The sequence below is a fragment of the Pseudonocardia sp. N23 genome (assembly GCF_002583555.1).
Lineage (GTDB): Bacteria > Actinomycetota > Actinomycetes > Mycobacteriales > Pseudonocardiaceae > Pseudonocardia.
Map to the genome: position 1 here is coordinate 80112 of NZ_BEGX01000069.1, position 21817 is coordinate 101928.

Below are 21817 nucleotides of genomic sequence, written 5' to 3' on the forward strand. Positions count from 1 at the left end.
CCCGGCACATCGCCGGGCCCGTCGTCACGTCGTGTTCGCTACGAGGCGATGTAGGACTGCAGCTGCTCGCGCTCCTCCTCGAGGGAGTCGATGCGCGCCTTGACCATGTCGCCGATGCTGACGATGCCGACGAGCTTGCCGTCCGTCGTCACCGGCAGGTGCCGGATGCGCCGCTCGGTCATGACCCGCGACAGCTCCAGTGCGCTGTCCTCGGGCGAGCACGTCACGACGTCGGCGGTCATGATGTCGACGACCGGCACGTCGACCAGCGACGGTCCCACCTCGTGCAGCCTGCGCACGACGTCGCGCTCGGACACGATTCCGACCAGCCGCTCCCCGTCCATGACGGGCAGCGCGCCGTAGTTCCCCTCCGTCAGCGTGGCGATGACGTCGCCGACCGAGGCGTCCGCCTCGATCGTCGCCACGTTGGGGCCCTTGTTGCGCAGTACGTCCGCTATTCGCATCGGACATCCCCGATCCTCGGTGACGGCACTGTCACTCAGAGGGTACGAATGTGACGGGCATCTCGGAAGTCGAGGCACCCGACCGGCGGCGGCTGTCAGCCCCCGCAGACGACGATCGGTGACGGGTTGTAGCGGACGGTCCGCTTCTCCGTGCGCACCTCGCCGGTCTGGACGTTCCGCAGCGTGCGGGTGTCCGACGCGGTGAAGCCCGGTGCCCCGCTGCTGGCCGAGCACGGCTGCCCGGCCGGGATCGTCACCGGGCTCGGCGGGGTCTCGTTCGTGCGCGGACCGGTCGTCGACGTCACCTCGTAGCGCTTGGTGCCGTAGATCTTCACGGTGAGGCTGGACGGGGTCCAGAACGTCTTGATCAGGACGCCGGTCGGCCCGTCGTTGCGGAACTTCAGGTCGATGACGTTGTCGAACACGGTCGCCTCGCGGGCCGCCGGGTAGCGGCTGATGTAGAAGCTGTGTTCCTTGTGCGCGACGTCGACCATGCCGGCGAAGTAGGCCGCGTTGTAGACCGTCGTCGCCACCTGGGAGACGCCGCCGCCGATGCCGCGGGCGGGATGCCCGTCCTCGATGATCCCGGCCTCGACGTAGCCGTTGGCCGCATTGCGCGGGTTGGTCAGCGCGTTGAGCGAGAACGTCTCGCCGGGCTTCACGATCGTGCCGTCGATCTGCTCGGCCGCTCGCTTGATGTTGCGTCCGGAGTCGGCCGCGAACCCACCGGTGGTGAACGTGCTGATCTCGCCGGCGATCCCCAGCTTCTCGATGTCCTCGGTCGTCACCTTGGCCGGCTTGTCGCCGTAGACGGCCGCGACCTGCCGCGGTGCCTGCGCCTTCAGCACCGGCACCATCGTCGTCAGCGTCGCCGGGTAGTCGATGCCGCGGCCGTCCTGCGAGGGGACGACGACGGGCGTCGGGCCGCTGACGTCGAGCGTCGCGTCCCGGCCCGGCTTCTCCGTCTTCTCCAGCTGCGGCGACAGGGCGTCGGACACGATCTCGGGGTTCAGCTCGGGGACGAGCCGCGGCGTCGCGCCTGCGTCCGCGCGGAACGTGAGCGCCTTCGCGATGTCGGCCGGGTCGAGCGTGCCCTGCGCGCCCTCACCGGTCACCGTGATCGGCGCCGAGACTGCCGGGCGGGCGATGGAGTCGACGGCCTGGCGCACGTCGTCGGCCGTCGTGATCGGCTTGAGCGTCGCGAGCGGCAGCTCCACCGGCGTGCCGGTGGCCCACTTGGTCGCGACGAGCGGCACCGCGGCCGGGACGTCGAGGCGGTGGCCGTCCTCGGGCATCACGGGAACGGGCTCCAGCCCGTCGAACCGCACCGACGCCTCGGTGGCCTCGTCGTCGACCAGCGGACCCATGCCCTCCAGCGCGGCGGTGACGGCACGCTCGTCGGCCGTGCTGACGACGTCGAAGTCCTTGTCGACGAAGAACGACTCGATCCGGGCGATCGGGTTGACCGGCTGCGCGCCCGCGCGCTCGATGGTGGCGCCCCAGTCGACGCCCAGCTTCGCGGTGGCGGCGTCGATCTCGGTGCGGACGTCGCCCGCGGTGACGACGACCGGCTGCGTCGCGCGGGGGTCGATCGTCGCGCGCAGCGACGCCTCGGCCTCCTGGCGTGACATCCCGCCGACGGCCTGCCCGGCGACGGACACGCCGCGTGGCATGTCGCCCATGCCGAGCAGCAGGTCGACGACGTAGAGGACCGCGAGCAGGCCGACGACCGCGGCCGCGACGAGCAGCGGCCTGCGACGCCGCCGTCCCTTCGACCCGCCCCCGGGAGTGTCCGGCCCGTCGGGGCCGTCGCTGCCGGAGTCGCCCTCGGGGGGCACGGGCCGGGTCGCGTCGGAACCCGGGCCAGGGTCTCCGGGGCCGGTCCTCCCGGCGCCGCTGCTTCCGGCGCTGGTCCCGGTGCCGGAGCCGGTCCCGCCGGCGCGTATCGCGGTGGTGGTCCGGCCGGCGTCGGCCCCGGACCGGGTGGCCGCAGCGGCGCCCAGCACCGCGGTGGCTCCGCCCGCGGCGGCCGCGGCCGAGGGGACCTTGGTGAGGATCGTCGGAGCACCGGCGTGGTCGGGACGTCGATCGGTTCCGCGACGGGCGCCGTCGGCGGCATCGGCGGTGACCGCCGGGATGACCTCCGTGGGTCGCTCGACCTGCTGCTCGGTGCGTCGCGCCGGGATTCGGACGGTCGCCGGGTCGACGGGTGACGCCGTCGGGCCGTGGCTCTCCGCCGCCCGCGCGGGATCGACCTGCGCACCTGTTCCGTGAGCCGGGTCGGCCTGGGTCGAGCCGGGGCGCACGGCGGGCAGCACCGCGGTCGCCTCGGCGTCGGGCTCGGCGAACCAGTTGCGCGGCGCGACGGTCGGCGCGGCAGCGCTCACGGCCGGGGCCTCGGCCGCGGGGCGGCCGGCGGGTTCGGCCACGGGGCGGTCGGCGGGTTCGGCCACGGCGCGGTCGGCGGGTTCGGCCACGGCGCGGTCGGCGGGTTCCGGACCGGAGAGCTCGCGCCGGGCGGGCTCGACGGTCGGTTCGGAGCGGGCCGGTTCGGCGACCGGCTCGGAGCGGGCCGGTTCGGCGACCGGCTCGGTGCGGGCCGGTTCGGCGACCGGGCGCGCGGGATCGGCGGAGGGGTCCTTCTGCGGGGCGTCGGCGGGACGAGGCGGCTCGGCCTCGTCGGGCGCGGGGGCGCCGAGCTCGGGCGACGGGTCGGCCGGGCGGTCGACGGTGCGGACATCGTCGGCACCGCGGACCTCATCGCGGGAGACATCGGCGCGGGAGACATCAGCGCCGGAGACATCAGCGCCGGAGGCATCGACACCGGAGTTGTCGGCACCGGCCCACGCGGCAGCCGACTCGGACCGGGCCGCGCGAACCTCCGCGTCGCCCGGGTCGGCACCGGCGTCGACAGGCCCCTCTCCCGCGTCGACCGGGGAGACGGGAGCAGCCGGGGAGACGGGGGCAGCCGGGGAGACGGGAGCAGCCGGGGAGACGGGGGCAGCCGACCCGGACAGCGCCGAACCGTCAGCGGCGAAGGAGGGGGAAGGCGATGCCGTCGAGGCCCCCGGCTTCATCGCGACGACGGGCGATCCGGCGGCGGTCGCGGCGGCAGGAGCGTCGGACACCGGAGCGCCGGGCACCAGACGGTCGGACGGCGGGGCCTCGGACCGCACGGCGTCGGACGCCGGCTCAGCGGACGGCGGCACGGACGACGCCGCAGGCGCGGACGGCGGTCCGGTGGTGTCCGACGGGCGTGCGACGGCGAAGAGGTCGTCCCCGGACAGCGACGAGGACTGCCGTGCGGCTTCGGTACCAGCGGTGTCGGTGCCCGGGGCTGCGTCGACGGGCGATCCGGCCGCAGCCGCGGCCTGCTCGTCGACCGTCCGGTTCCCGTCACCCTCGTCGACCCCGGGCTCGCGCTCGGTCATGACGTCCGACTTCCCCTCTTCACCGCGCACCCCCGCGGGGGTCGTCCACTACAGCGCCCCCGCGGGCCGGGGGGTCGTCCGGTACAGCAGTCCGGTCCCTCAGGGCCGGGGCGTCACAGGTAGAGCCCGGTTCCGTGCTCGGCACGTTCGGCCGCGACAGCGTGCAGTTCACGTTCACGCAGGATCAGGTACGTCGATCCCTGCACCTCGACCTCGTACTGTTCCTCGGGGTGGAGCAGGACGTGATCGCCCACCTTGACCGAGCGGGCGTGCTGTCCGACACCGAACACCTCGGCCCAGACGAGTCGCCTGGCGACCTGTGCCGTGGCGGGGATGACGATGCCCGCCGAGCTCCGCCGTTCACCTGCACCGTCGAGGATGCGGACCAGGACCCGGTCGTGGAGCATCTGGATCTCGAGGCGTGGGTCCGGCACCGGGCAGATGCTACGGGTCACGTCGTGTGGCCCCCGTCCGGGATCAGGCGTCCGCGACGTTCCGGGCGAGGGCACCGAACCTGAGAAATGGAGAACCCCGCGGGGCTGCCAGGTCGGGGGTCCGACAGCACCACGGGGCTGTACAGGGAGTCGGTTCGACAGGCCCGGGCGTTACATCGCGTCGCCCCGGTTCAGGGATTCACTCGTACGGAGCAGTGGACTCTCAGGTTTGGGTGAGCAGGTACCGGCCGAAGTGCGGGACGGTGAAGGCGATCTGGCCACGCTGCGCGGAGAAGACGAGACCCTTCTTGAGAAGGCTGTCCCGGGCGGGAGAGAGCGACGAGGCCCGCCGGGAGAGGTGCTCGGCGATCCCGGAGGTGACGACGGGTTCGTCCCGGCCGTCGGACAGCTCGGCCATGGCACGCAGGTACTCGCGTTCGGCGGGGGTGGCGCGTTCGAAGCGGGAGCCGAAGAAGCCGACGGCGAGCTCGGCCTCGGCCTCGGGTGCGGCGACGGTGACGTCGCGGCCGCCGATGGGGTTGGTGGGCGCGGCGTCCCAGGCAGCCTTGCCGTAGGCCTGGATGAAGTAGGGGTAGCCGCCGGAGCGCTCGTACAGCGAGTCGAGGGCCTCACCGTCGAACGCCGCCTCCTCCCGGCGGGCGGGGGCGAGCAGCGCGGTGTCGGCGTCGACGCGGTCGAGCCTGCCGATGCGGCTGTAGGTGAAGAGGCGCTCGGAGTAGGACTTCGACGCCGACAGGACGGCGGGCAGGTGCGGCAGCCCGGCGCCGACGACGACGAGCGGCGCCCGCGACTGGGACAGCTCGTGGCATGCGGCACAGAGTGCGGAGACGTCGTCGGGCCGGAGGTCCTGCATCTCGTCGATGAACAGCCCGACACCGGTTCCGACATCGGCGGCGAGCTCCGCGACCTCGGTGAACAGTTCGACGAGGTCGATCTCGATGTCGCCGGAGTCGGCGCGGCCGTTCTTGACGGGGACGTCGATGCCGGGCTGCCAGCGCTCGCGCAGCTTGGCGCCGTCGGGGGAGGCGCGCAGGGCGAAGGCCTTGAGGACACCGAGGACCTCGTCGACGCGTTCGGGGTTGCGATGGCGGACGGCGAGGTCGCGGATGGCGCGGTGCAGCGCGGCGGACAGGGGGCGGCGCAGGTCGGCGTCGGGGCGGGCCTCGATCTTGCCGGCACCCCAGCCGGCCCGGACAGCCATGGAGCGCAGCTCGCCGAGCAGGACGGTCTTGCCGACGCCGCGCAGGCCGGTGAGGACGAGGCTGCGTTCGGGGCGGCCGCGGGCGACGCGCTCCAGGACGATCTCGAAGGCGTCCACCTCCTTGTCGCGGCCGGCGAGCTCCGGCGGTCGCTGGCCGGCTCCGGGCGCGAACGGATTGCGGACGGGATCCATGGATCGGACGGTATCCGGGTGTCTTGGCCGAACCCTAGATTTCGCTATCGAACCCGATCGCGTGTCGCGGATCGGCTCGTCTATGCATTTCTAGCAGTGGCCGGAGAAAGTCCGATACACGGCGATGGGAGGGTGCCCGACCGCACTGTCGAGGGCTTTCTCACGGATCCGCTAGACACCGTGATACGACGGAATCCGGTTAACTGGTGTCGTGGGGGATCCGCAGATCGTGACAGTGGGGACGGGCTGGCACGAGCAGCTCGCCGACCGCGCCGAGATCGACGTGTCGTTCAGCGCGACCGGCAGGGACCGGTCGGCCGCGGTGCGCGACCTGGGCCGGGCGGTCGCCGCAGCCGAGCCGGTGTTCACGCGCGCCGGTGTCGAGGTGCGCAGCCGCAGCCTGCACGTCGGCACCGAGTGGCGCCGCGGCAAGCAGTCCGGTGCCCGCGCCACGGAGAATGTCCTGCTCCGGGTGAGCGACCTCGATGTGCTCGAGGACGTGCTGGGCACCGTGCTGGCTGCGGAGCCGGCGTCGTTCAACGGGCCGCGCTGGCTGCTCGACGACCAGGTCGCCGCGCGCGCCACGGCCCAGCGCGAGGCCGTGGCCGACGCCCGCAGGCGCGCGGAGGGCTACGCCGACGCGCTCGGTGGCTCGCTCGGCGCGCTGGCGTTGCTGGCCGAGGCACCCGACCACGGCGGCGGCCCGATGATGCGAGCTGTCGCGATGGAGGCCGCCCGCGGCCCCGTCGACGTCACCGAGCTGGGCCTGGAACCCGAACCCGTCCGCGTCACCGCCCAGTGCACGACCACCTGGGCGCTCGTCCTCGCCGGCTGACCGGGCCGGCCATGGAACGCGCCACCGATCGGGCCCGCGCCCGGTTGCGCCGGACCGTCGCGACGTCCGTCGCATTCGTGCTGTTGCTCGCCCTGCCCGTGGGGCTGCTGGCCCACGCCTGGGAGAAAGGCCGCTCCGAGGCCGCGGCCGAGCGCCTCGTCCCGGTGACGGCGCAGGTCGTGGAGCCTGCCGCCGCACCGCTGACGCTCCCCGACGCCACCGACACCGCACTCACCACCAGCCGGTCCGTCCGTTATCCGGCTCCGGACGGGACCGTCCACACGACGACGTTGCCCGTCGCCATCGGCGCGCCCGACGAGCCGGCGATGCAGCTGTGGGTCGACCGGCACGGCGTGATCGGCGAGCCGCCCAGCGCCCCGGGCGTCGCCACGAACGTCGGGATCGTGCTGGCGGTCGCATGGGTGGTGCTGGCGTGGACGGTCGTCGCGCTCGTGGCGATCACGGTGCGTATGCGCCTGGAGGAGACCGACAGCGAACAGTGGGACCGCGAATGGGCGCGTGTCGAGCCGTTGTGGAGCGGACGAATTCCCTGATCCGGTCCCGTTCGGGTGAAGAACGCGTGTCCGCCGGTCGATTCCTGTCCCAACGATGGACACTCGAACGGCCTAATCGCTGAGTTCCGTTCCCGGAGGAATCCCTCAGGACCGGTCAAGGGGGTGCGATTTCTGATGAACCGCAGCCGTGCACGCCACCGTCTCCGCCGTTCCGCACACCCGGCCCTGCGCCTCCGACCGAACGATCGCGGGGCCCGCCGCGGCCCGGCGACGACCCTTCGAGCGCTGCTCGCGGGGGCTGTGGGCCTGCTGCTGCTCACAGGCACGGCGCTCGGCGTCGCCCACGCGGCGCAGGCCGAGATACCCGTCCCGGCCGCCTACGTGTCGGGCCACTGAGCCTGATCCGCGAATTCGCGCCGGCCGTGTCCCCCGGGACCGGCCGGCGCGAATGACCGAGGATCAGCTCGCGCGATCCCCGCGTGTCCGGGAGTCACGGGAAACGTCGTCGTCGCCGTGTGCGGGGTGGTCGTCGGACTCGACGACAGTGCCCTCGACGATCGTCGCGTCGTCCGCCTCGACGCTCCGCGGAAGGGTCCGCACCGTGGCCCAGCGCCGCACCGAACCGTCACGGTAGGTGACCCCGCCGTCGGGTCCGCCGTTCACGACATCGCCGTCGACGACCGGGCCGTCGCTGTAGATGCGGGCGCGCTGCAGTCCCGGGTTGGCCCGCTCGGCCGCCCGCACCAGCCGGTTGCGGACGATCTTGCGCACCGGCGGGACGAGCAGCAGCAGACCCGCGAGGTCGGTGACCAGGCCGGGGACGAACAGCAGCACACCTGCCGCCGCGACGAGCATTCCGTCGGTCAGCTCGGCGTGCGCGACCCGGCGGTCGCGGACGGCGGCGCTGAACGCCTGCGCGGCGCGCACGCCCTCACGGCGCGCGAGCAGGAGCCCGAGGACGGACCCGCCGAGCAGGACCAGCAGTGTCGCGCCCACGCCGACCCACGAGCCCAGCGCGACCAGCGCGACGATCTCGACGACGAGGTACAGCAGCACGTACGGCATACCCGTCCAACGAACGGGATGCCGTCCGCGTGCCCGGATTCCGGTAACGACCTCGCCACGGCGCGTCACGTCACGTCACGTCACCAGGTGAGGGCGACTCCCGGGTCCTCCAGCAGGGCTCCGACGTCGGCCAGGAACCGGGATCCCTGCTCCCCGTCGACCAGCCGGTGGTCGAATGACAGCGAGAGCTGGCACACCGTGCGCACCGCGAGCTCGCCGTCGACGACCCACGGCATCGGCTTGACGGCGCCGACGGCCAGGATCGCGGCCTCGCCCGGGTTGATGATCGGTGTCCCGGTGTCGACGCCGAACACCCCGACGTTGGTGATCGTGAACGTGCCACCGGTGAGATCGGCCGGTGAGGTCTTCCCCGACCGGGCGGTCGCGGTGAGCTCGGAGAGCCCGGTCGCGAGGCCGCGCAGGTCGAGCAGGTCGGCGTCGCGGATCTTGGGGACGATGAGCCCGCGCGGAGTCGCGGCGGCGATCCCCAGGTGCACGGCGCCGTGGTAGACGATCTCGCCGGCGTCGCCGTCCCAGGTCGCGTTGATCGACGGGGTGCGCTTCGCGGCCAGGCACACCGCCTTGGCGACGAACGCCAGCGGCGTGAGCTTGACGTCGCGGAACTCGCGGCCGGCCCGGAGCCGGTCACGCAGGTCCATCGTGGCGGTGACGTCGACGGACAGGAACTCGGTGACGTGTGGCGCGGTGAACGCCGACGTCACCATCGCCGCGGCCGTCGCCTTGCGGACACCGCGGATGGCCTCGCGGCGGTCCTCCCGGCCGGGTGCCGCGGCCACGGCGGCAGGAGCCGCGACGGGGTCGGGATCGGTCGTGAACGTCTGCACGTCCTCGCGCGTGATGACGCCGCCCGCACCGGTCCCGGTGACCTGGCGCAGGTCGACGCCCAGGTCGCGGGCCAGTTTGCGGACGGGCGGGTTGGCGAGCGGCACGAGGTCGCCCCGGCCGCCGCGAGGCTCGTCAGGGACGAGAGCCGGGGCGGTCGGGGCGGGCGGTTCGACCTCTGCGGGTGCGACCGCGGCGTCGGCGAGTGCGGCGGGCCGGGCGGCGGCAGGCGCGGCAGCCGCGGCGCCGCCGCGGCGCGGGCGGCGGGCCACCGTGCCCTGGCGCGGGCCGTACCCGACGAGCGTGGCGATGCGCCCGTCCACTCCCGCCTCACCGATCTTCGCGCCGCCCTCGGCAGCAGCGACGGGCGCGGCAGCAGCGGCAGGCGCGGCGGCGGGGGAGCCGGCCTCCGCCGTCTCGATCGCGATGATCGGCGTGCCGACCTCGATGGTCACACCGGGCTCGGCCAGCAGCTCGCCGACCGTCCCCGCGTACGGCGACGGCAGCTCGACGACCGCCTTGGCCGTCTCGATCTCGGCGACGATCTGGTTGACGGTGACGGTGTCGCCGGGCGCGACCCGCCAGGAGACGATCTCGGCCTCGGTGAGGCCCTCACCGACGTCGGGCATGCGGAACTCGCGTCGCACCGTCGTCACCAGGCCTTCGAGCGGTCGACGGCGTCGAGAACGCGGTCGAGGTCGGGCAGGTAGTCGTCCTCGCACTTCGAGGGCGGGTAGGGGGTGTCGTACCCCGTGACGCGCAGGACGGGCGCCTCCAGCGACAGGAAGCACTCCTGCTGCACGCGGGCGGCGATCTCGGCGGTCACCGACGACTCCGACGGCGCCTCCGAGACGACGACGAGCCGTCCCGTGCGGCGCACCGACTCGAACACGGGGTCGAGGTCGAGCGGGGACAGCGTGCGCAGGTCGACGACCTCGAGCGACGTGCCGTCGGTCTCCGCGGCGACGGCCGCGTCGAGACACGTCCGGACCAGCGGGCCGTAGGTGGCGATGGTGACGTCGGTGCCCTCGCGCAGCACCCTGGAGCGCAGCAGCGGCGCCGGGGTGGTGTCGACGTCGACCTCCGCCTTCTCCCAGTAGCGCCGTTTGGGCTCGAAGAAGATCACCGGGTCGTCGGTGGCGATGGCCTGCTGGATCATCCAGTAGGCGTCGTTCGCGTTGGAGCAGGCGACGACCTTGAGCCCCGCGACGTGGGCGAAAAGCGACTCGGGGGACTCGCTGTGGTGCTCGACCGCGCCGATTCCGCCGCCGAACGGGATGCGCACGACGACCGGCATGGGCACCTTGCCCTGCGACCGGAACCGCACCTTGGCCAGCTGGGACACGATCTGGTCGTAGCCGGGGAACACGAAGCCGTCGAACTGGATCTCGCACACCGGGCGGAAGCCGCGGATCGCGAGGCCGACAGCGGTACCGATGATGCCCGACTCGGACAGCGGGGTGTCGAGGACGCGCTGCTCCCCGAAGTCCTTCTGCAGACCGTCGGTGATGCGGAAGACGCCACCGAGCTTGCCGACGTCCTCGCCCATCACGAGTACCCGCGGGTCGGCCTCCATGGCCTTGCGGAGCCCGTCGTTGAGGGCCTTCGCCATCGTCAGAACGGCCATGTCAGCCCTCCTCCCCGGAGTCCGCGGCGAACGACGCGTGGTAGGCGAGGAACTCCTCGCGCTGCGCCTCCACCAGCGGCGACGGTTCGGCGTAGACCTCGGAGAACATCCGGTCCGGCGCCGGTTCGGGCATGTTGACGCAGAACTCGCGCAGGCGGGCGGCCATCTCGTCGGCCTCGGCGGCCACGCCGTCGAAGAACTCCTGTTCGACGCCGTGCTCGCGGACCAGGTTGACGCGCACGCGCTCGATGGGGTCCTTCAGCTTCCACAGCTCGAGCTCGTCGGCCAGCCGGTAGCGGCTCGGGTCGTCGGAGGTGGTGTGGGCGTCCATCCGGTAGGTGAAGGCCTCGACGAGGACGGGCCCGTTGCCGCTGCGGCACTCCTCCAGCGCCCAACGGGCGACGGCGAGGCAGGCGATGACGTCGTTGCCGTCGACACGCACGCCCGGGAAGCCGTAGCCGCGGGCACGTTCGTAGAGCGGGACGCGGGTCTGGCGTTCCAGCGGCACCGAGATGGCCCACTGGTTGTTCTGGCAGTAGAAGACGACGGGCGCGTCGTAGGCGGCGGCCCACACGAAGCCCTCGTGCACGTCGCCCTGTGAGGTGGCGCCGTCGCCGAAGAAGCACATGGTGGCCTCGTCGGGGGAGCCCTCGGGGGCATCGTCACCGTTGCCGACGCGGCCCTCGAAGCGCTGGCCCATGGCGTAGCCGGTGGCGTTGAGACACTGGTTGCCGATGACGATCGTGTACAGGTGGAACCGCTTCTCCAGCGGGTCCCAGCTGCCGTGGTCAGTGCCGCGGAAGATGCCGAGCAGGTCGGTCGGGTCGATGTCGCGGCACCAGGCGACGCCGTGCTCGCGGTAGCTCGGGAACACCATGTCGGTGGGCAGCAGGGCGCGGCCGGCACCGATCTGGGCGGCCTCCTGGCCGAGCAGCGGCACCCAGATTCCGAGCTGGCCCTGGCGCTGCAGCGCGTTGCCCTCGCGGTCGGCCCGGCGGACCAGGACCATGTCACGGTAGAGGGCCTTCAGCGACTCGGCGTCGACGTCGTCGGCGTACCCGTCGAAACGGGGGTCGGCGACGCGCTCACCTTCCGGGGTGAGCAGCTGGACGAGCTCGGGGCCCCCGGCGTCGGTACCGCGCAGCCCGGCGAGCACCTGCTCGCGGGTGGGGCGGGATCGGGGATCGGCCGGATTCCAGGCCTGGGGATCAGAGACGGACACGGTGCCTCCTCGCGGACCACCGACCCGGCCCGCTCGTGACGGCGACCGGGACGGCACCGGGACCCGCCCGGGGATGAGGGCGGGCGACCCGGCACTCGACGATGCTGATGTCCCGATCCTGGCACGCCGCCGCGCGGAGCGGCAGCGCTCCCGGCCCACAAGATCGCCGGCGGGATTGTGGGGAACGCGCAAGGTCCCGCGACGGCCGTCGGGCCGCCGCGGGACTGCGTGTGCGCAGGAGGGTCCGTCAGACCCCGTGGCCCGGCCGCTGGATGCCGGCGGCGCCCTTGACCTTGCCGGCTGCGCCGCTGATCTGACCCTTGTACTTGCCCTTCGTCTGCTTGTCGACGAACTCGGCGGCCTGGTCGACGTAGCGACCGGCCTTGTCCGGGTTCTTCTGGGCGTACCGGCGTGCCGCCTCGGCGGCGCCGCCGAGCACGGCGAGCTTCTTGAGCAGCCCCATCGTGTTCCTCCTCGTTGAGCGTCCGTCGTCTGTGGAACGTCCGATCCGCCCGTCCCGTTCCCGTACCCGGCGCGCCGGACCTCGAACCGCGACCGTGACGCCGCGGCAACGGTCGGGTGACGAGCCCTCTACCCCGGCCAGCTGTCGGGCGGGCAGCAGCAGCGCGTCGCGATCGCCCGGGCGCTCGCGATGCGGCCCAAGCTCATGCTGTTCGACGAGCCGACGTCCGCGCTGGACCCCGAGCTCGTCGGCGAGGTCCTCGACGTCATGCGCGGACTGGCCGCCGACGGCATGACGATGCTCGTCGTGACCCACGAGATGGGGTTCGCGCGCGAGGTGGGGGACACCCTCGTGTTCATGGACGAGGGCGTCGTCGTCGAGGCCGGGGTGCCGCGGGATGTGCTGACCGCCCCACGGCACGAGCGGACGAGAGCATTCCTGTCGAAGGTGCTCTAGGCCTTCGGCGTCCGGCCCATCAGGAAGAACTCCTCGTTGGGACGCAACGCCATCAGGTGCGCGAGCCGGTTCGACATGGCGAACAGCGCGGTGATGGCACCGACGTCCCAGATCTCGTCGTCGGACAGGCCCGCGTCGCGCGCGTCGTCGAGGTCGTCCTCCGACAGGGTCGCCGACTCCGTGGCGATCAACAGCGCCAGGTCGACGATGGCGCGTTCGCGCGGGGACAGCTCGACGCCGTAGGGGTTCGTCGCGACCCGGTCGGCGATCTCCGGGTCCTTCATGCGGATGCGCAGGATGGCGCCGTGCGCGACCACGCAGTACGTGCAGCTGTTGGCCCCGGACGTCGCGACGACGACCAGCTCGCGCTCCGCCTTGGACAGTCCGTCGTCGCTGTCCATGAGCGCGTCGTGGTAGTCGAGGAAGGCGCGCAGCTCGCGTGGCCGGCGGGCCAGCCCGGAGAAGACGTTGGGGACGAACCCGGACTTCTCCGCTATCGCGCCGATGCGTTCCCGCAGGTCGTCGGGCATGTCCTGGAGGTCGACGGTGCCGAAGCGGCTCACCGGTCGCGTGTCGGTCATACCCGCGACCGTAACCCGCGCGGCGGCGGGCCGGAGTGCGCCGGGACGGATCAGGCCGGGTCCTGACGGGCCGACCCGGCCGACTGGCGTGCCCTGGTCGCCGCCGACAGGTGCACGACCTGCGCCGACGGCCCCGACTGCTCCACGCGCCCGGCGATGACGAGCGCCGACGCCCGCTGCATCACACCGAGCAGCGTCGGCCCGTCGGCCTGCCGCACACCGGGGCCGACGACCGCGGCGAGCCGCGGCGCGACCGCCGTGAGCAGCAGCCGGTCGACACCGAGATCGGCCGCACCGAGCAGCAGCACGACGTCGACGGTGTCCTCGCCGGGCAGCGACGACATCAGCCTGTCGGCCTCCACGAACCAGGCGAGGCCGTACGCGCTGGAATGTTCGGCGCTGGCGGCCTCCCACGCCTCGGCGACACGCGGGGTGTTGCGGCGCAGCCGGTCGAGCAGCTCGGCGCAGCGGTTCTCCTGGTCGGAGAGGCAGCGGGCAGCGGCGATCTCGTCGAGCGCGGCGGCGTAGGCGTCCGGGTCGTGCGCGCGGAGGGCCTCGACCGCGCGGGTGTGCTCGGGGGCTGTCCGGGTGGCCGGCGTGAGCAGCCCGACCTGGTGAGCGGCCGCGTCGAGCCGATGGGCGGCCTCGTCGGCCGAGCCGTGCGCGTCGTACTCGAGGATCATGGCCGCGACGTGCTGCGCGCTGTCGAGGTCCGGTACCGCCACGGGCGAGTTGTGGTGGATGAACAGCACGTCGTGACGTAGGGCGCCGACGGCGCGGGCGGCGTCGGCGATGCCGCTGAGGGCGGCGGCCAGCTCGGTGAGGTCGGCGGCGCTGCGCGGGGCGGGGACGCCGGCCTGCCTGCACGAGGCGTCGATGGCGAGCAGCCGCTCGGCCAGCTCGATGTGCGCGAGCGCGGCGTGGATGTCGTCGGCCGACTCGGCCGGGTGCCCGCCGACGACGATCTGCCGCAGCACCTGCTGCACGTCGCGCTGGGCCTGCGACCGGAAGTAGGCGCGGTTGCGACCGCCACTGCCGAGGAACTCGACGTAGCGGCGCAACGCGTCGACGCCCGCGGAGCCGAGCGAGCCCTGCACGGTGACCGGAGGGAACGCGCGCGAGCGCTCGTCGGCGGCGAGGGCCTGGCCGACCTGGTCGACGAGGTGGTCGAACACGCCCGCGTGGGTGTTGTGGACGAGGTTGGACAGCAGCGTCCACGTCCAGAGGCCGGGAACGCGCGGCCCGAGCGCGGCCAGGCCGGCCTCGACGCGGCGGGCGTCGTCGGTGACAGCTGCGCGGCGGTCGGGGTCCATCCCGGAGAGCACGTCGGCGAGCAGCCCGTCGGCACCCCCGATGGTGCCTGCGGCGCGGGCGCACAGGTCCGCGACCTCGGCGACGGTGGGGAACGAGCCGGCCGGCGGGAGCTGGGTGCCGCGGCGCGCGCGGCGCTCCGGCGTGGCGGTGGCCAGCAGCCGGCGCAGTTCCCGCTGTTCGGCGGGCGACATGGCGGGCAGCGCGTCGACACAGGACCGGACGATCGCCGGGGTGAGCGCATCACGCAACCGGGTCAGCTCGGCCCGGTCGGCGGCGGTCACGGCGACGCGGCGGCCGTCGCGGACCAGGGCGCCGAGCGCGGTGACGACCGCGTCGACGTCGAACTCGTCGAGGACGACGAGGGTGTTTCCGCGCAGCGCGTCGGCGACGGTGTCGACGTCCTCGGCGGGGTGGCGGGGCCGGGGCGGTCCGTCGCCCGCGGCGGAGGCGAGTGCCTCCGCGAGGCGGCGCAGACCGGGCGGGACGGTGCCCGCGGTGATCGAGGTGTGGATACGGCGGCGCGCGGCATCGGCCGGACCGGCGGCGGCGTCACCGGCCAGCCGGTCGACGAACGTGGCCAGGTGAGCGTCCACCTCGAACGAGCTCGAGGGACCGACGTCCAGCACCAGTGTCACCTCCTCCTGTGGCCGCGGCCGCGGGCTCGGCGACGGTCACAGGATGTATCGCGCAGATTCCCGCAATGTTCCACCTCGATCGTGTACATCTGCAACGTTCCGCCGATGAGAGGTAACTCGCTGCGGTGGGCGGGGGCCCCTTCGTTCCGACTCGGTCGCTCGTGTGAGTGGCTCATCGGCCGCGCGTCGTAACGCAGTGCACTCCGGTGGTCACAGCAGCGCCGAACGGTCCGCGGCCTGCGCCCGGCGACTTGTCCGTAATGACCGAAAGGGCGCCACCGTCGGTGACGCCCTTCCGGCACGCGGCGAAGCCCGTCAGTTGCTCGGGACGACCTTCGCGCCCGGAACCCCCGCCACCGCATCGGCGACCGGCTTGAGCCGCGGCGAGTCCTCGTCGGCGTGGTAGTCGGCCGGGTCGGTCTGATCGGCGCCGTTGGACACCTTCCCGGCCCGCAGCGCGGCGCTGACGACGACCGCAACCGCCAGGTTGACCACCAGTGCCACGAAGCCCACGTAGATCTGGACGGTCGAGCCCGCGAACGGGTGCCAGCCGAAGATCGTCAGCTTGTCCAGGGTCAGCGCGGAGCCGCCGAAGTGCGCCTTGCCGTTGGCCGGGTTGGGGATCAGGTAGAGCAGGTACATCCCGTAGCCCATGCCGACGACCCAGCCCGCGATCAGCGCCCAGCGGTGCAACCAGCGCGTGTAGAGCGCGATCGCCACCGACGGCAGCGTCTGCAGGATGATCACGCCGCCGATGAGCTGCAGGTCGATGGAGAACTGCGGGTCGACGAACAGGATGAACGCCACCGCGCCGAACTTCACCACCAGCGACGCCAGCTTCGCCTGCCGCGCCTCCTGCCCCGGAGTCGCACCCTTGTGCAGGTACTCCTTGTAGATGTTGCGCGTCCACAGGTTGGCCGCCGCGATGGACATGATCGCCGCCGGGACCAGCGCCCCGATGCCGATGGCCGCGAACGCGATGCCCGCGAACAACGACCCGAACTGGGAGTCGAACAGCGCCGGGATGATCGTGTTCGTGTCCGGCCGGCCCGTCGCGTTGTTCGTGACGGGCTTGACCCCCGCCGCGATCGCGACGTACCCGAGAAGCGCGAGCAGGCCCAGCAGGAACGAGTACGCCGGCAGCGCGACCATGTTGCGCTTGAGGACCTTGCGCCCCCGCGACGCCAGCACCCCGGTCAGCGAGTGGGGGTAGAGGAACAGCGCGAGCGCCGATCCCAGCGCCAGGGTGATGTACTGCAGCTGGTTGTTGGCCGTCAGCAGGATCGAGCCCTGCGGCTTGCCCCCGCTCGTCGCGCTCGGCTGCGCCATCTTCTGCTCGGCCGCCGAGAAGATCGCCGACCAGCCGCCCAGCTTCGCCGGCAGGTAGAACACGGCCACGATGATGACGATGTAGATCAGGATGTCCTTGACGAACGCGATCAGCGCAGGCGCCCGCAGCCCCGACTGGTACGTGTAGAGCGCGAGGATCACGAACGCGATCAGCAGCGGCAGATGGCCCAGCAGGCCCGAGGCGTTGATGCCCATCGTCCGCAGCACCGCCTCCAGGCCGACGAGCTGCAGCGCGATGTAGGGCATCGTCGCGACGATGCCGGTGACCGCGACGATCAGAGCCAGCAGCGAGCTGCCGTAGCGGCCGCGCACGAAGTCGGCCGGGGTCACGTAGCCGTGCACCCGCGAGACCGACCACAGTCGCAGCACCGGCAGGAACACCAGCGGGTACAGCACCACGGTGTAGGGCAGCGCGTAGAAGCCGAGCGCGCCCGAGCTGAACAGCAGCGCCGGCACCGCGACGAACGTGTACGCGGTGTAGAGGTCCCCGCCGACGAGGAACCAGGTGATCCACGAGCCGAACTTGCGCCCGCCCAGGCCCCACTCGTCGAGATGGTCGAGGTCGCCGCCCCGCTGCCAACGGGCGGCCAGGAAGCCCATGACGGTCACGAGCAGGAACAGGACGAGGAAGACGGTCAGCTCGAGCCAGTCGATCATCGGACGTCCCTCTCGTCGAGGTCGTCGACGTCGAGCCGGTCGGGGCCCTCGGTCACCGGCTCGTCACGCGTCATGCGGAAGACGATCGCCACGCTGATGACGCCGATGAACACCCAGACGAACTGGACCCAGTAGAAGAACGGCATCCCCAGGAACCTGGGCTCCGCCTTGTTGAACCATGGCGTGACCAGCATCAACAGCGGCACGAGCAGCAGCAGGTTCCAAGCGCTGAAGCGAAGACCCGACCGTCCCGGCCCCCCTCGCGCCCGCCGTGGCGTCGTCTGCGACATGACCTCCGACCCCCCCGATCCCGAATGACCGTCGCGGATCGTAGGTCGCCACATCGCGGCGCGCAGGGCGTGACGGTCACATGTCGGACACGACGACGGCCCGCGCACCGGGAGGGTGCAGCGGGCCGTCGTGGCGAGGCGTCGTATCGGGGCGTACCGCCCTGTGGTCAGGCGCCGAGGCGCAGGCGCAGGGCCTCCAGCTCGTCACGCATCGACGTCGGCAGCGTGTCGCCGACCTTCTCGAACCACTCCTCGATCAGTGGGAGCTCGGCCTTCCACTCCTCCGCGTCGACCCCGAGGGCCGCCTGGACGTCGGCGAGCGGCGTGTCGAGGCCGTCGAGATCCAGCGCCTCCGGCGTCGGGACGTACCCGATCGCGGTCTCCTCGGCGGCGGCCTTGCCCTCGATGCGGTCGATGACCCACTTGAGGACGCGGCTGTTCTCGCCGAAACCGGGCCACAGGAAGCGGCCGTCGTCGCCACGGCGGAACCAGTTCACGTAGAAGATCTTCGGCAGCTTGTCGGCGTCCGCGCCCTTGCCGACGTCGATCCAGTGCTGGAAGTAGTCGCCGACGTTGTAGCCGAGGAACGGCAGCATCGCCATCGGGTCGCGACGGACCTGGCCGTGCCCGCCCTTCGCGGCGGCCGTCATCTCACTGGACATGGTGGCGCCCATGAACGTGCCGTGCTGCCAGTCGCGCGACTCGCTGACCAGCGGGACTGTCGTCTTGCGGCGGCCGCCGAACAGGATCGCCGAGATCGGGACGCCGTTCGGGTCCTCCCACTCCGGCGCGACGACCGGGCACTGGCTGATCGGCGTCGTGTAGCGGGAGTTCGGGTGCGCCGCCGGCTTCGTCGACTCCGGGGTCCAGCTCTCACCGGTCCAGCTCGTGAGGTGCTGGGGATCGCCCTCGAGGCCCTCCCACCAGACGTCGCCGTCGTCGGTCAGCGCGACGTTCGTGAACAGGGAGTTGCCCTGCTCGATGGTGCGCATCGCGTTCGGGTTGGTCTTCCAGTTGGTGCCCGGCGCGACGCCGAAGAAGCCGAACTCCGGGTTGACCGCGTAGAGCCGGCCGTCCTCACCGAAGCGCATCCAGGCGATGTCGTCGCCGACGGTCTCGGCACGCCAGCCCGGGATGGTGGGCTGCAGCATCGCGAGGTTGGTCTTGCCGCAGGCCGACGGGAACGCCGCCGCGACGTAGTGCACCGTGTCCTCGGGGCTGATCAGCTTGAGGATCAGCATGTGCTCGGCGAGCCAGCCCTCGTCGTGCGCGATGACCGACGCGATCCGCAGCGCGTAGCACTTCTTGCCCAGCAGGGCGTTGCCGCCGTAGCCGGAGCCGTAGCTCCAGATCTCGCGGGTCTCGGGGAAGTGGCTGATGTACTTGGTGTCGCTGCAGGGCCACGCGACGTCGGCCTGCCCCTCCGCCAGCGGCGCGCCGACGGAGTGCAGGCACTTCACGTACTCGTCGCCGCGGCCGTCGAGGAGCTTCACGACGTCGGCACCCATGCGGGTCATGATCTTCATCGACGCGACGACGTACTCGGAGTCGGTGATCTCCACCCCGAGCATCGGCGGGTCGGCGTCGAGCGGGCCCATGCAGAACGGGATGACGTACATCGTGCGGCCCCGCATGCAACCGCGGTACAGGTCCGACATCGTCGACTTCATCTCGGCGGGCGCGACCCAGTTGTTGGTCGGGCCGGCACCGGACTCGTCGACGGTGCAGATGAAGGTGCGCTCCTCGACGCGGGCGACATCATCAGGATCGGACACGGCGAGGAACGAGTTCGGTTTCTTCTTCTCGTTCAGCTTCACGAGCGACCCGGCCTGCACCAGGCGGCTCGTCATGCGGTCCCACTCGCCGTCGGAACCATCGCACCAGACGACCTCGTCCGGGCCCGTCAGATCGGCGATCTCCCGGACCCAGTCGATCAGCTGGGCGTTCGTCGTCGGCGCTGCGTCGATACCTCGAACGTCTGCAGTGGTCATCTGGTGTGAGCTCTCCTGCCTGGTCAGGCCAACCACCCGACCCTGGGAATGCCGACGCCCACCCTGCCTGTGAAGGGCGGGTGTGGCGAAGGAAGATGACAATGGAGGTTACCCGGAAAAACCTGTTCCACTCCTACGAGTGACCTGTCGACCGGCTCACAAGACCGATCAGGTAATCGATTCAGAGACCAAGCGCACAGGGAATTCCTGCCAATTCGAAGATCGATTTACGTGCCCGTTGCACGAGGCTCACACCGACGTGACGGCGCCCACCTCGCGAAGGGCGGCAGCCAGCGCCGCGGGCTCGGACAGCATCGGCCAATGACCCGTCGGGAGGTCCCGGATCGTCCACTCGGTGCCCGTCAGCTCGGCGAACGCCGGAACCCCCGCCGCGGCCAGCGCCCGCACCTGCTCGCCCGGGAGACTGCTCGCGACGAGCGTCTTCGGCAACGTCGGATCGTTGACCCCCCGCGTCGCCGCACCCGTCACGACCCCTCCGGGCTCCGGGGCCGCGCGGTCCCACATGGTCTCCAACGTGTCGTCGTCGAGCCCGTCGAGGCTCGCGCCCGACCCACGCAACCACGCCGCGTCCGGGATGGGATACCAGCCGTCGTGCGCGGCGATCCGGTCCCGGATCCACTCCTGCGTCGGCGGCTCGTGGAAGTCGATGTGCGCCATGCCGTCCGGCATCGGGCCGGTGTCGACGAGCACCAGGTGCCGGACGTTCCCGCGCGCCTGCTCCGCCGCCGCGACCACCATCGGGCCCGCACCGCTGTGCCCGACGAGGACCACCGGTCGCCTCTCCTCGCTCATCGTGGCGACGATGTCGGCGACCTGGTCGTCGGCACTCACCGCCGCCGTCGACGCCCGCTCCGCGACGCCCAGCGGCGTCACCGCGCGTACCTCGTGGCCCTCGGCGCGCAGCCTGTCGGCCACGCCGTCCCACACCCACGCACCCAACCAGAACCCGGGGACCAGCACGTACGTCGTCATGCCCGGAACGGTAGAACCGAATCAGGGCCGATCCGGTCCTGATTGCTGCAGAATCTCGGCATGGCCACTTCCGCGAGCCGCGTACTGGCCCTCCTCGAGCTCCTCCAGGCACGACCCGGACTCACCGGTCCCGAACTCGCGCAACGCCTCGACGTCGACGAGCGCACCGTCCGCCGGCACCTGCGCACCCTCGACGAGCTCGGCGTCCCCGTCGTCGCCCGCCGCGGGCGGCACGGCGGCTACCGGCTCCTCCCCGGCTACCGGCTGCCCCCGCTCATGCTCTCCGGCGACGAGGCCGTCGCCGTCGTCCTCGGGCTCCTCGCCGCCGAGCGCACCGGCCTCCACGCCGCCGCACCCGCCGTCGCGAGCGCCCGCGCCAAACTCGAACGCGTCCTGCCCGACGCCGTCCGCGACCGCGTCGGCGCCGTCTCCGACGTCCTCGGCTTCACCGCCCCCGCACGCACCGCCACCCCGCCCGACGCCGACGTCCTCCTCGCGCTCGGTGCCGCCGCGCGCGACGGCACCCGCGTCCGGTTGGCGTACCGGTCGTGGAGCGGGTCGTCGTCGCGACGCGAGCTCGACCCTTGGGGCATCACCTTCCACGCCGGCCGCTGGTACGTCAGCGGGCACGACCACGGCCGCGACGACGTCCGCAACTTTCGCGTCGACCGGATCTCCGGTGTCGACGTCCTCGGGCCGGGGTCGGCGCCGCCGCCGGGGTTCGACGCCGCCGAGCAGGTCGTCGCCGGCATCGCGGCCGTGAGCTGGGCACACGCTCTCGAGGTGGTGCTGCACGTACCCGTCGACGAGGCCCGGCGGTTGCTCCCGCGCAGCACCGGAACGGTGGCGCCACACCCGTCCGGGGCGGTGTTCCGCGGCCGCGCCGAGCACCTCGACGGCGCCGCCCGCATGCTCGCCGGGCTCGGGGTGGACTTCACCGTCGTGACACCCGCCGCGCTGCGCGACGAGGTCCGCCTGCTGGCAGAACGGCTGCTGCGCACGGGGGACCGACCCTGACCCGAGCCGGCGTCGAGCCGAGGCCCCACACCGAACGTGTCCACCAGCGCGCCAGGACTGCTCCGGTGCCGGGTGGAGCGCGAACGTGTCGTCAGCGTCCTTCCTACGCTCTCGTGACACGTTTGACGTCCCGTTGTTCGCGTCGACGCCCGGCGCCGCTGTCGCGGTGACCTGCATGGCAAGCGATGCCGTCCTGATCAGCGGCCGCTCGCCACACCTT

General features: G+C 72.2%; 18 protein-coding genes and 1 pseudogene. 4 read left to right on the top strand and 15 right to left on the bottom strand.

Annotated features, from left to right (window positions below; all coding sequences use genetic code 11):
- Positions 1 to 38 precede the first annotated feature (38 nt).
- The 4 genes from TOK_RS20230 to TOK_RS20245 all read right to left on the bottom strand — a co-directional run bounded on the left by TOK_RS20230 (position 39) and on the right by TOK_RS20245 (position 5743).
- Entirely contained in the window at positions 39 to 464 is a 426-nt protein-coding gene (locus tag TOK_RS20230) for a CBS domain-containing protein (RefSeq protein ID WP_098959568.1), read from the bottom strand.
- 95 nt (positions 465 to 559) lie between these two features.
- Positions 560 to 3895 (bottom strand): VanW family protein, encoded by a 3336-nt coding sequence (locus TOK_RS33450; protein WP_216362032.1) that lies wholly within the window; start codon positions 3893 to 3895, stop codon positions 560 to 562.
- Between the two features lie 113 nt (positions 3896 to 4008).
- Complete coding sequence (locus tag TOK_RS20240) at positions 4009 to 4329, bottom strand: co-chaperone GroES (protein ID WP_098959569.1); 321 nt, start codon at positions 4327 to 4329, stop codon at positions 4009 to 4011.
- Positions 4330 to 4552: 223 nt separating this feature from the next.
- Positions 4553 to 5743 carry an ATP-binding protein gene (locus tag TOK_RS20245; protein WP_098959570.1) on the bottom strand — a complete coding sequence of 397 codons (1191 nt, stop codon included), beginning with the start codon at positions 5741 to 5743 and terminating at the stop codon, positions 4553 to 4555.
- A gap of 229 nt (positions 5744 to 5972) precedes the next feature.
- Here TOK_RS20245 and TOK_RS20250 point away from each other — a divergent pair, with 229 nt between their 5' ends.
- Both TOK_RS20250 and TOK_RS20255 read left to right on the top strand, forming a co-directional pair.
- Positions 5973 to 6578, top strand: coding sequence for an SIMPL domain-containing protein (locus TOK_RS20250; RefSeq protein WP_172457672.1), 606 nt, complete (start codon positions 5973 to 5975; stop codon positions 6576 to 6578).
- A gap of 11 nt (positions 6579 to 6589) precedes the next feature.
- Entirely contained in the window at positions 6590 to 7132 is a 543-nt protein-coding gene (locus TOK_RS20255) for a hypothetical protein (RefSeq protein WP_098959572.1), read from the top strand.
- A 420-nt stretch (positions 7133 to 7552) separates the two neighbouring features.
- Here TOK_RS20255 and TOK_RS20260 read toward each other — a convergent pair whose 3' ends face one another.
- From TOK_RS20260 to TOK_RS20280, 5 genes are all read right to left on the bottom strand, one after another.
- A complete protein-coding gene (locus TOK_RS20260) occupies positions 7553 to 8158 on the bottom strand; it encodes an FxsA family protein (protein WP_098959573.1) in 606 nt (201 codons plus the stop codon).
- Positions 8159 to 8238: 80 nt separating this feature from the next.
- Positions 8239 to 9630, bottom strand: coding sequence for a dihydrolipoamide acetyltransferase family protein (locus TOK_RS20265; protein ID WP_098959620.1), 1392 nt, complete (start codon positions 9628 to 9630; stop codon positions 8239 to 8241).
- A 23-nt stretch (positions 9631 to 9653) separates the two neighbouring features.
- Complete coding sequence (locus TOK_RS20270) at positions 9654 to 10628, bottom strand: alpha-ketoacid dehydrogenase subunit beta (RefSeq protein ID WP_098959574.1); 975 nt, start codon at positions 10626 to 10628, stop codon at positions 9654 to 9656.
- Between the two features lies 1 nt (position 10629).
- Positions 10630 to 11850 (bottom strand): thiamine pyrophosphate-dependent dehydrogenase E1 component subunit alpha, encoded by a 1221-nt coding sequence (locus TOK_RS20275; RefSeq protein WP_098959575.1) that lies wholly within the window; start codon positions 11848 to 11850, stop codon positions 10630 to 10632.
- Between the two features lie 247 nt (positions 11851 to 12097).
- On the bottom strand, positions 12098 to 12313 hold the full coding sequence (locus TOK_RS20280) for an antitoxin (protein ID WP_098959576.1): 216 nt from the start codon (positions 12311 to 12313) through the stop codon (positions 12098 to 12100).
- Between the two features lie 129 nt (positions 12314 to 12442).
- On the opposite strand from TOK_RS20280, the pseudogene TOK_RS20285 reads away from it, so the two are divergent.
- Positions 12443 to 12769, top strand: a pseudogene (locus tag TOK_RS20285) (amino acid ABC transporter ATP-binding protein); the annotation flags it as partial.
- Here the strand turns inward: TOK_RS20285 and TOK_RS20290 are convergent.
- The 6 genes from TOK_RS20290 to TOK_RS20315 form a co-directional block, all read right to left on the bottom strand.
- Complete coding sequence (locus tag TOK_RS20290) at positions 12766 to 13350, bottom strand: peroxidase-related enzyme (protein WP_098959577.1); 585 nt, start codon at positions 13348 to 13350, stop codon at positions 12766 to 12768. The pseudogene TOK_RS20285 and the gene TOK_RS20290 overlap by 4 nt on opposite strands.
- A gap of 50 nt (positions 13351 to 13400) precedes the next feature.
- Complete coding sequence (locus TOK_RS20295) at positions 13401 to 15299, bottom strand: hypothetical protein (protein WP_098959578.1); 1899 nt, start codon at positions 15297 to 15299, stop codon at positions 13401 to 13403.
- Positions 15300 to 15614: 315 nt separating this feature from the next.
- Positions 15615 to 17306, bottom strand: a complete 1692-nt coding sequence (gene mctP / locus TOK_RS20300; protein ID WP_098959579.1) for a monocarboxylate uptake permease MctP — start codon at positions 17304 to 17306, stop codon at positions 15615 to 15617.
- On the bottom strand, positions 17303 to 17596 hold the full coding sequence (locus TOK_RS20305) for a DUF3311 domain-containing protein (RefSeq protein ID WP_098959580.1): 294 nt from the start codon (positions 17594 to 17596) through the stop codon (positions 17303 to 17305). Before TOK_RS20305 ends, mctP begins: the two co-directional genes overlap by 4 nt.
- A 167-nt stretch (positions 17597 to 17763) precedes the next feature.
- On the bottom strand, positions 17764 to 19587 hold the full coding sequence (locus tag TOK_RS20310; RefSeq protein WP_098959581.1) for a phosphoenolpyruvate carboxykinase (GTP): 1824 nt from the start codon (positions 19585 to 19587) through the stop codon (positions 17764 to 17766).
- A gap of 249 nt (positions 19588 to 19836) precedes the next feature.
- Positions 19837 to 20580 (bottom strand): alpha/beta fold hydrolase, encoded by a 744-nt coding sequence (locus TOK_RS20315; protein WP_098959582.1) that lies wholly within the window; start codon positions 20578 to 20580, stop codon positions 19837 to 19839.
- Positions 20581 to 20640: 60 nt separating this feature from the next.
- Between TOK_RS20315 and TOK_RS20320 the strand changes: the two genes are divergently transcribed.
- Complete coding sequence (locus tag TOK_RS20320; protein WP_098959583.1) at positions 20641 to 21597, top strand: YafY family protein; 957 nt, start codon at positions 20641 to 20643, stop codon at positions 21595 to 21597.
- Positions 21598 to 21817: the final 220 nt, after the last annotated feature.

What these genes read in the sequence shown, in the direction of transcription:
- TOK_RS20290 (WP_098959577.1), bottom strand. Translation starts at nt 13,350, where the DNA reads ATGACCGACACGCGACCGGTGAGCCGCTTCGGCACCGTCGACCTCCAG.
- TOK_RS20260 (WP_098959573.1), bottom strand. Translation starts at nt 8,158, where the DNA reads ATGCCGTACGTGCTGCTGTACCTCGTCGTCGAGATCGTCGCGCTGGTC.
- TOK_RS20310 (WP_098959581.1), bottom strand. Translation starts at nt 19,587, where the DNA reads ATGACCACTGCAGACGTTCGAGGTATCGACGCAGCGCCGACGACGAAC.
- TOK_RS20230 (WP_098959568.1), bottom strand. Translation starts at nt 464, where the DNA reads ATGCGAATAGCGGACGTACTGCGCAACAAGGGCCCCAACGTGGCGACG.
- TOK_RS20320 (WP_098959583.1), top strand. Translation starts at nt 20,641, where the DNA reads ATGGCCACTTCCGCGAGCCGCGTACTGGCCCTCCTCGAGCTCCTCCAG.
- TOK_RS20305 (WP_098959580.1), bottom strand. Translation starts at nt 17,596, where the DNA reads ATGTCGCAGACGACGCCACGGCGGGCGCGAGGGGGGCCGGGACGGTCG.
- TOK_RS20270 (WP_098959574.1), bottom strand. Translation starts at nt 10,628, where the DNA reads ATGGCCGTTCTGACGATGGCGAAGGCCCTCAACGACGGGCTCCGCAAG.
- TOK_RS20265 (WP_098959620.1), bottom strand. Translation starts at nt 9,630, where the DNA reads ATGCCCGACGTCGGTGAGGGCCTCACCGAGGCCGAGATCGTCTCCTGG.
- TOK_RS20315 (WP_098959582.1), bottom strand. Translation starts at nt 20,580, where the DNA reads ATGACGACGTACGTGCTGGTCCCCGGGTTCTGGTTGGGTGCGTGGGTG.
- TOK_RS20280 (WP_098959576.1), bottom strand. Translation starts at nt 12,313, where the DNA reads ATGGGGCTGCTCAAGAAGCTCGCCGTGCTCGGCGGCGCCGCCGAGGCG.
- mctP (WP_098959579.1), bottom strand. Translation starts at nt 17,306, where the DNA reads ATGATCGACTGGCTCGAGCTGACCGTCTTCCTCGTCCTGTTCCTGCTC.
- TOK_RS20245 (WP_098959570.1), bottom strand. Translation starts at nt 5,743, where the DNA reads ATGGATCCCGTCCGCAATCCGTTCGCGCCCGGAGCCGGCCAGCGACCG.
- TOK_RS33450 (WP_216362032.1), bottom strand. Translation starts at nt 3,895, where the DNA reads ATGACCGAGCGCGAGCCCGGGGTCGACGAGGGTGACGGGAACCGGACG.
- TOK_RS20255 (WP_098959572.1), top strand. Translation starts at nt 6,590, where the DNA reads ATGGAACGCGCCACCGATCGGGCCCGCGCCCGGTTGCGCCGGACCGTC.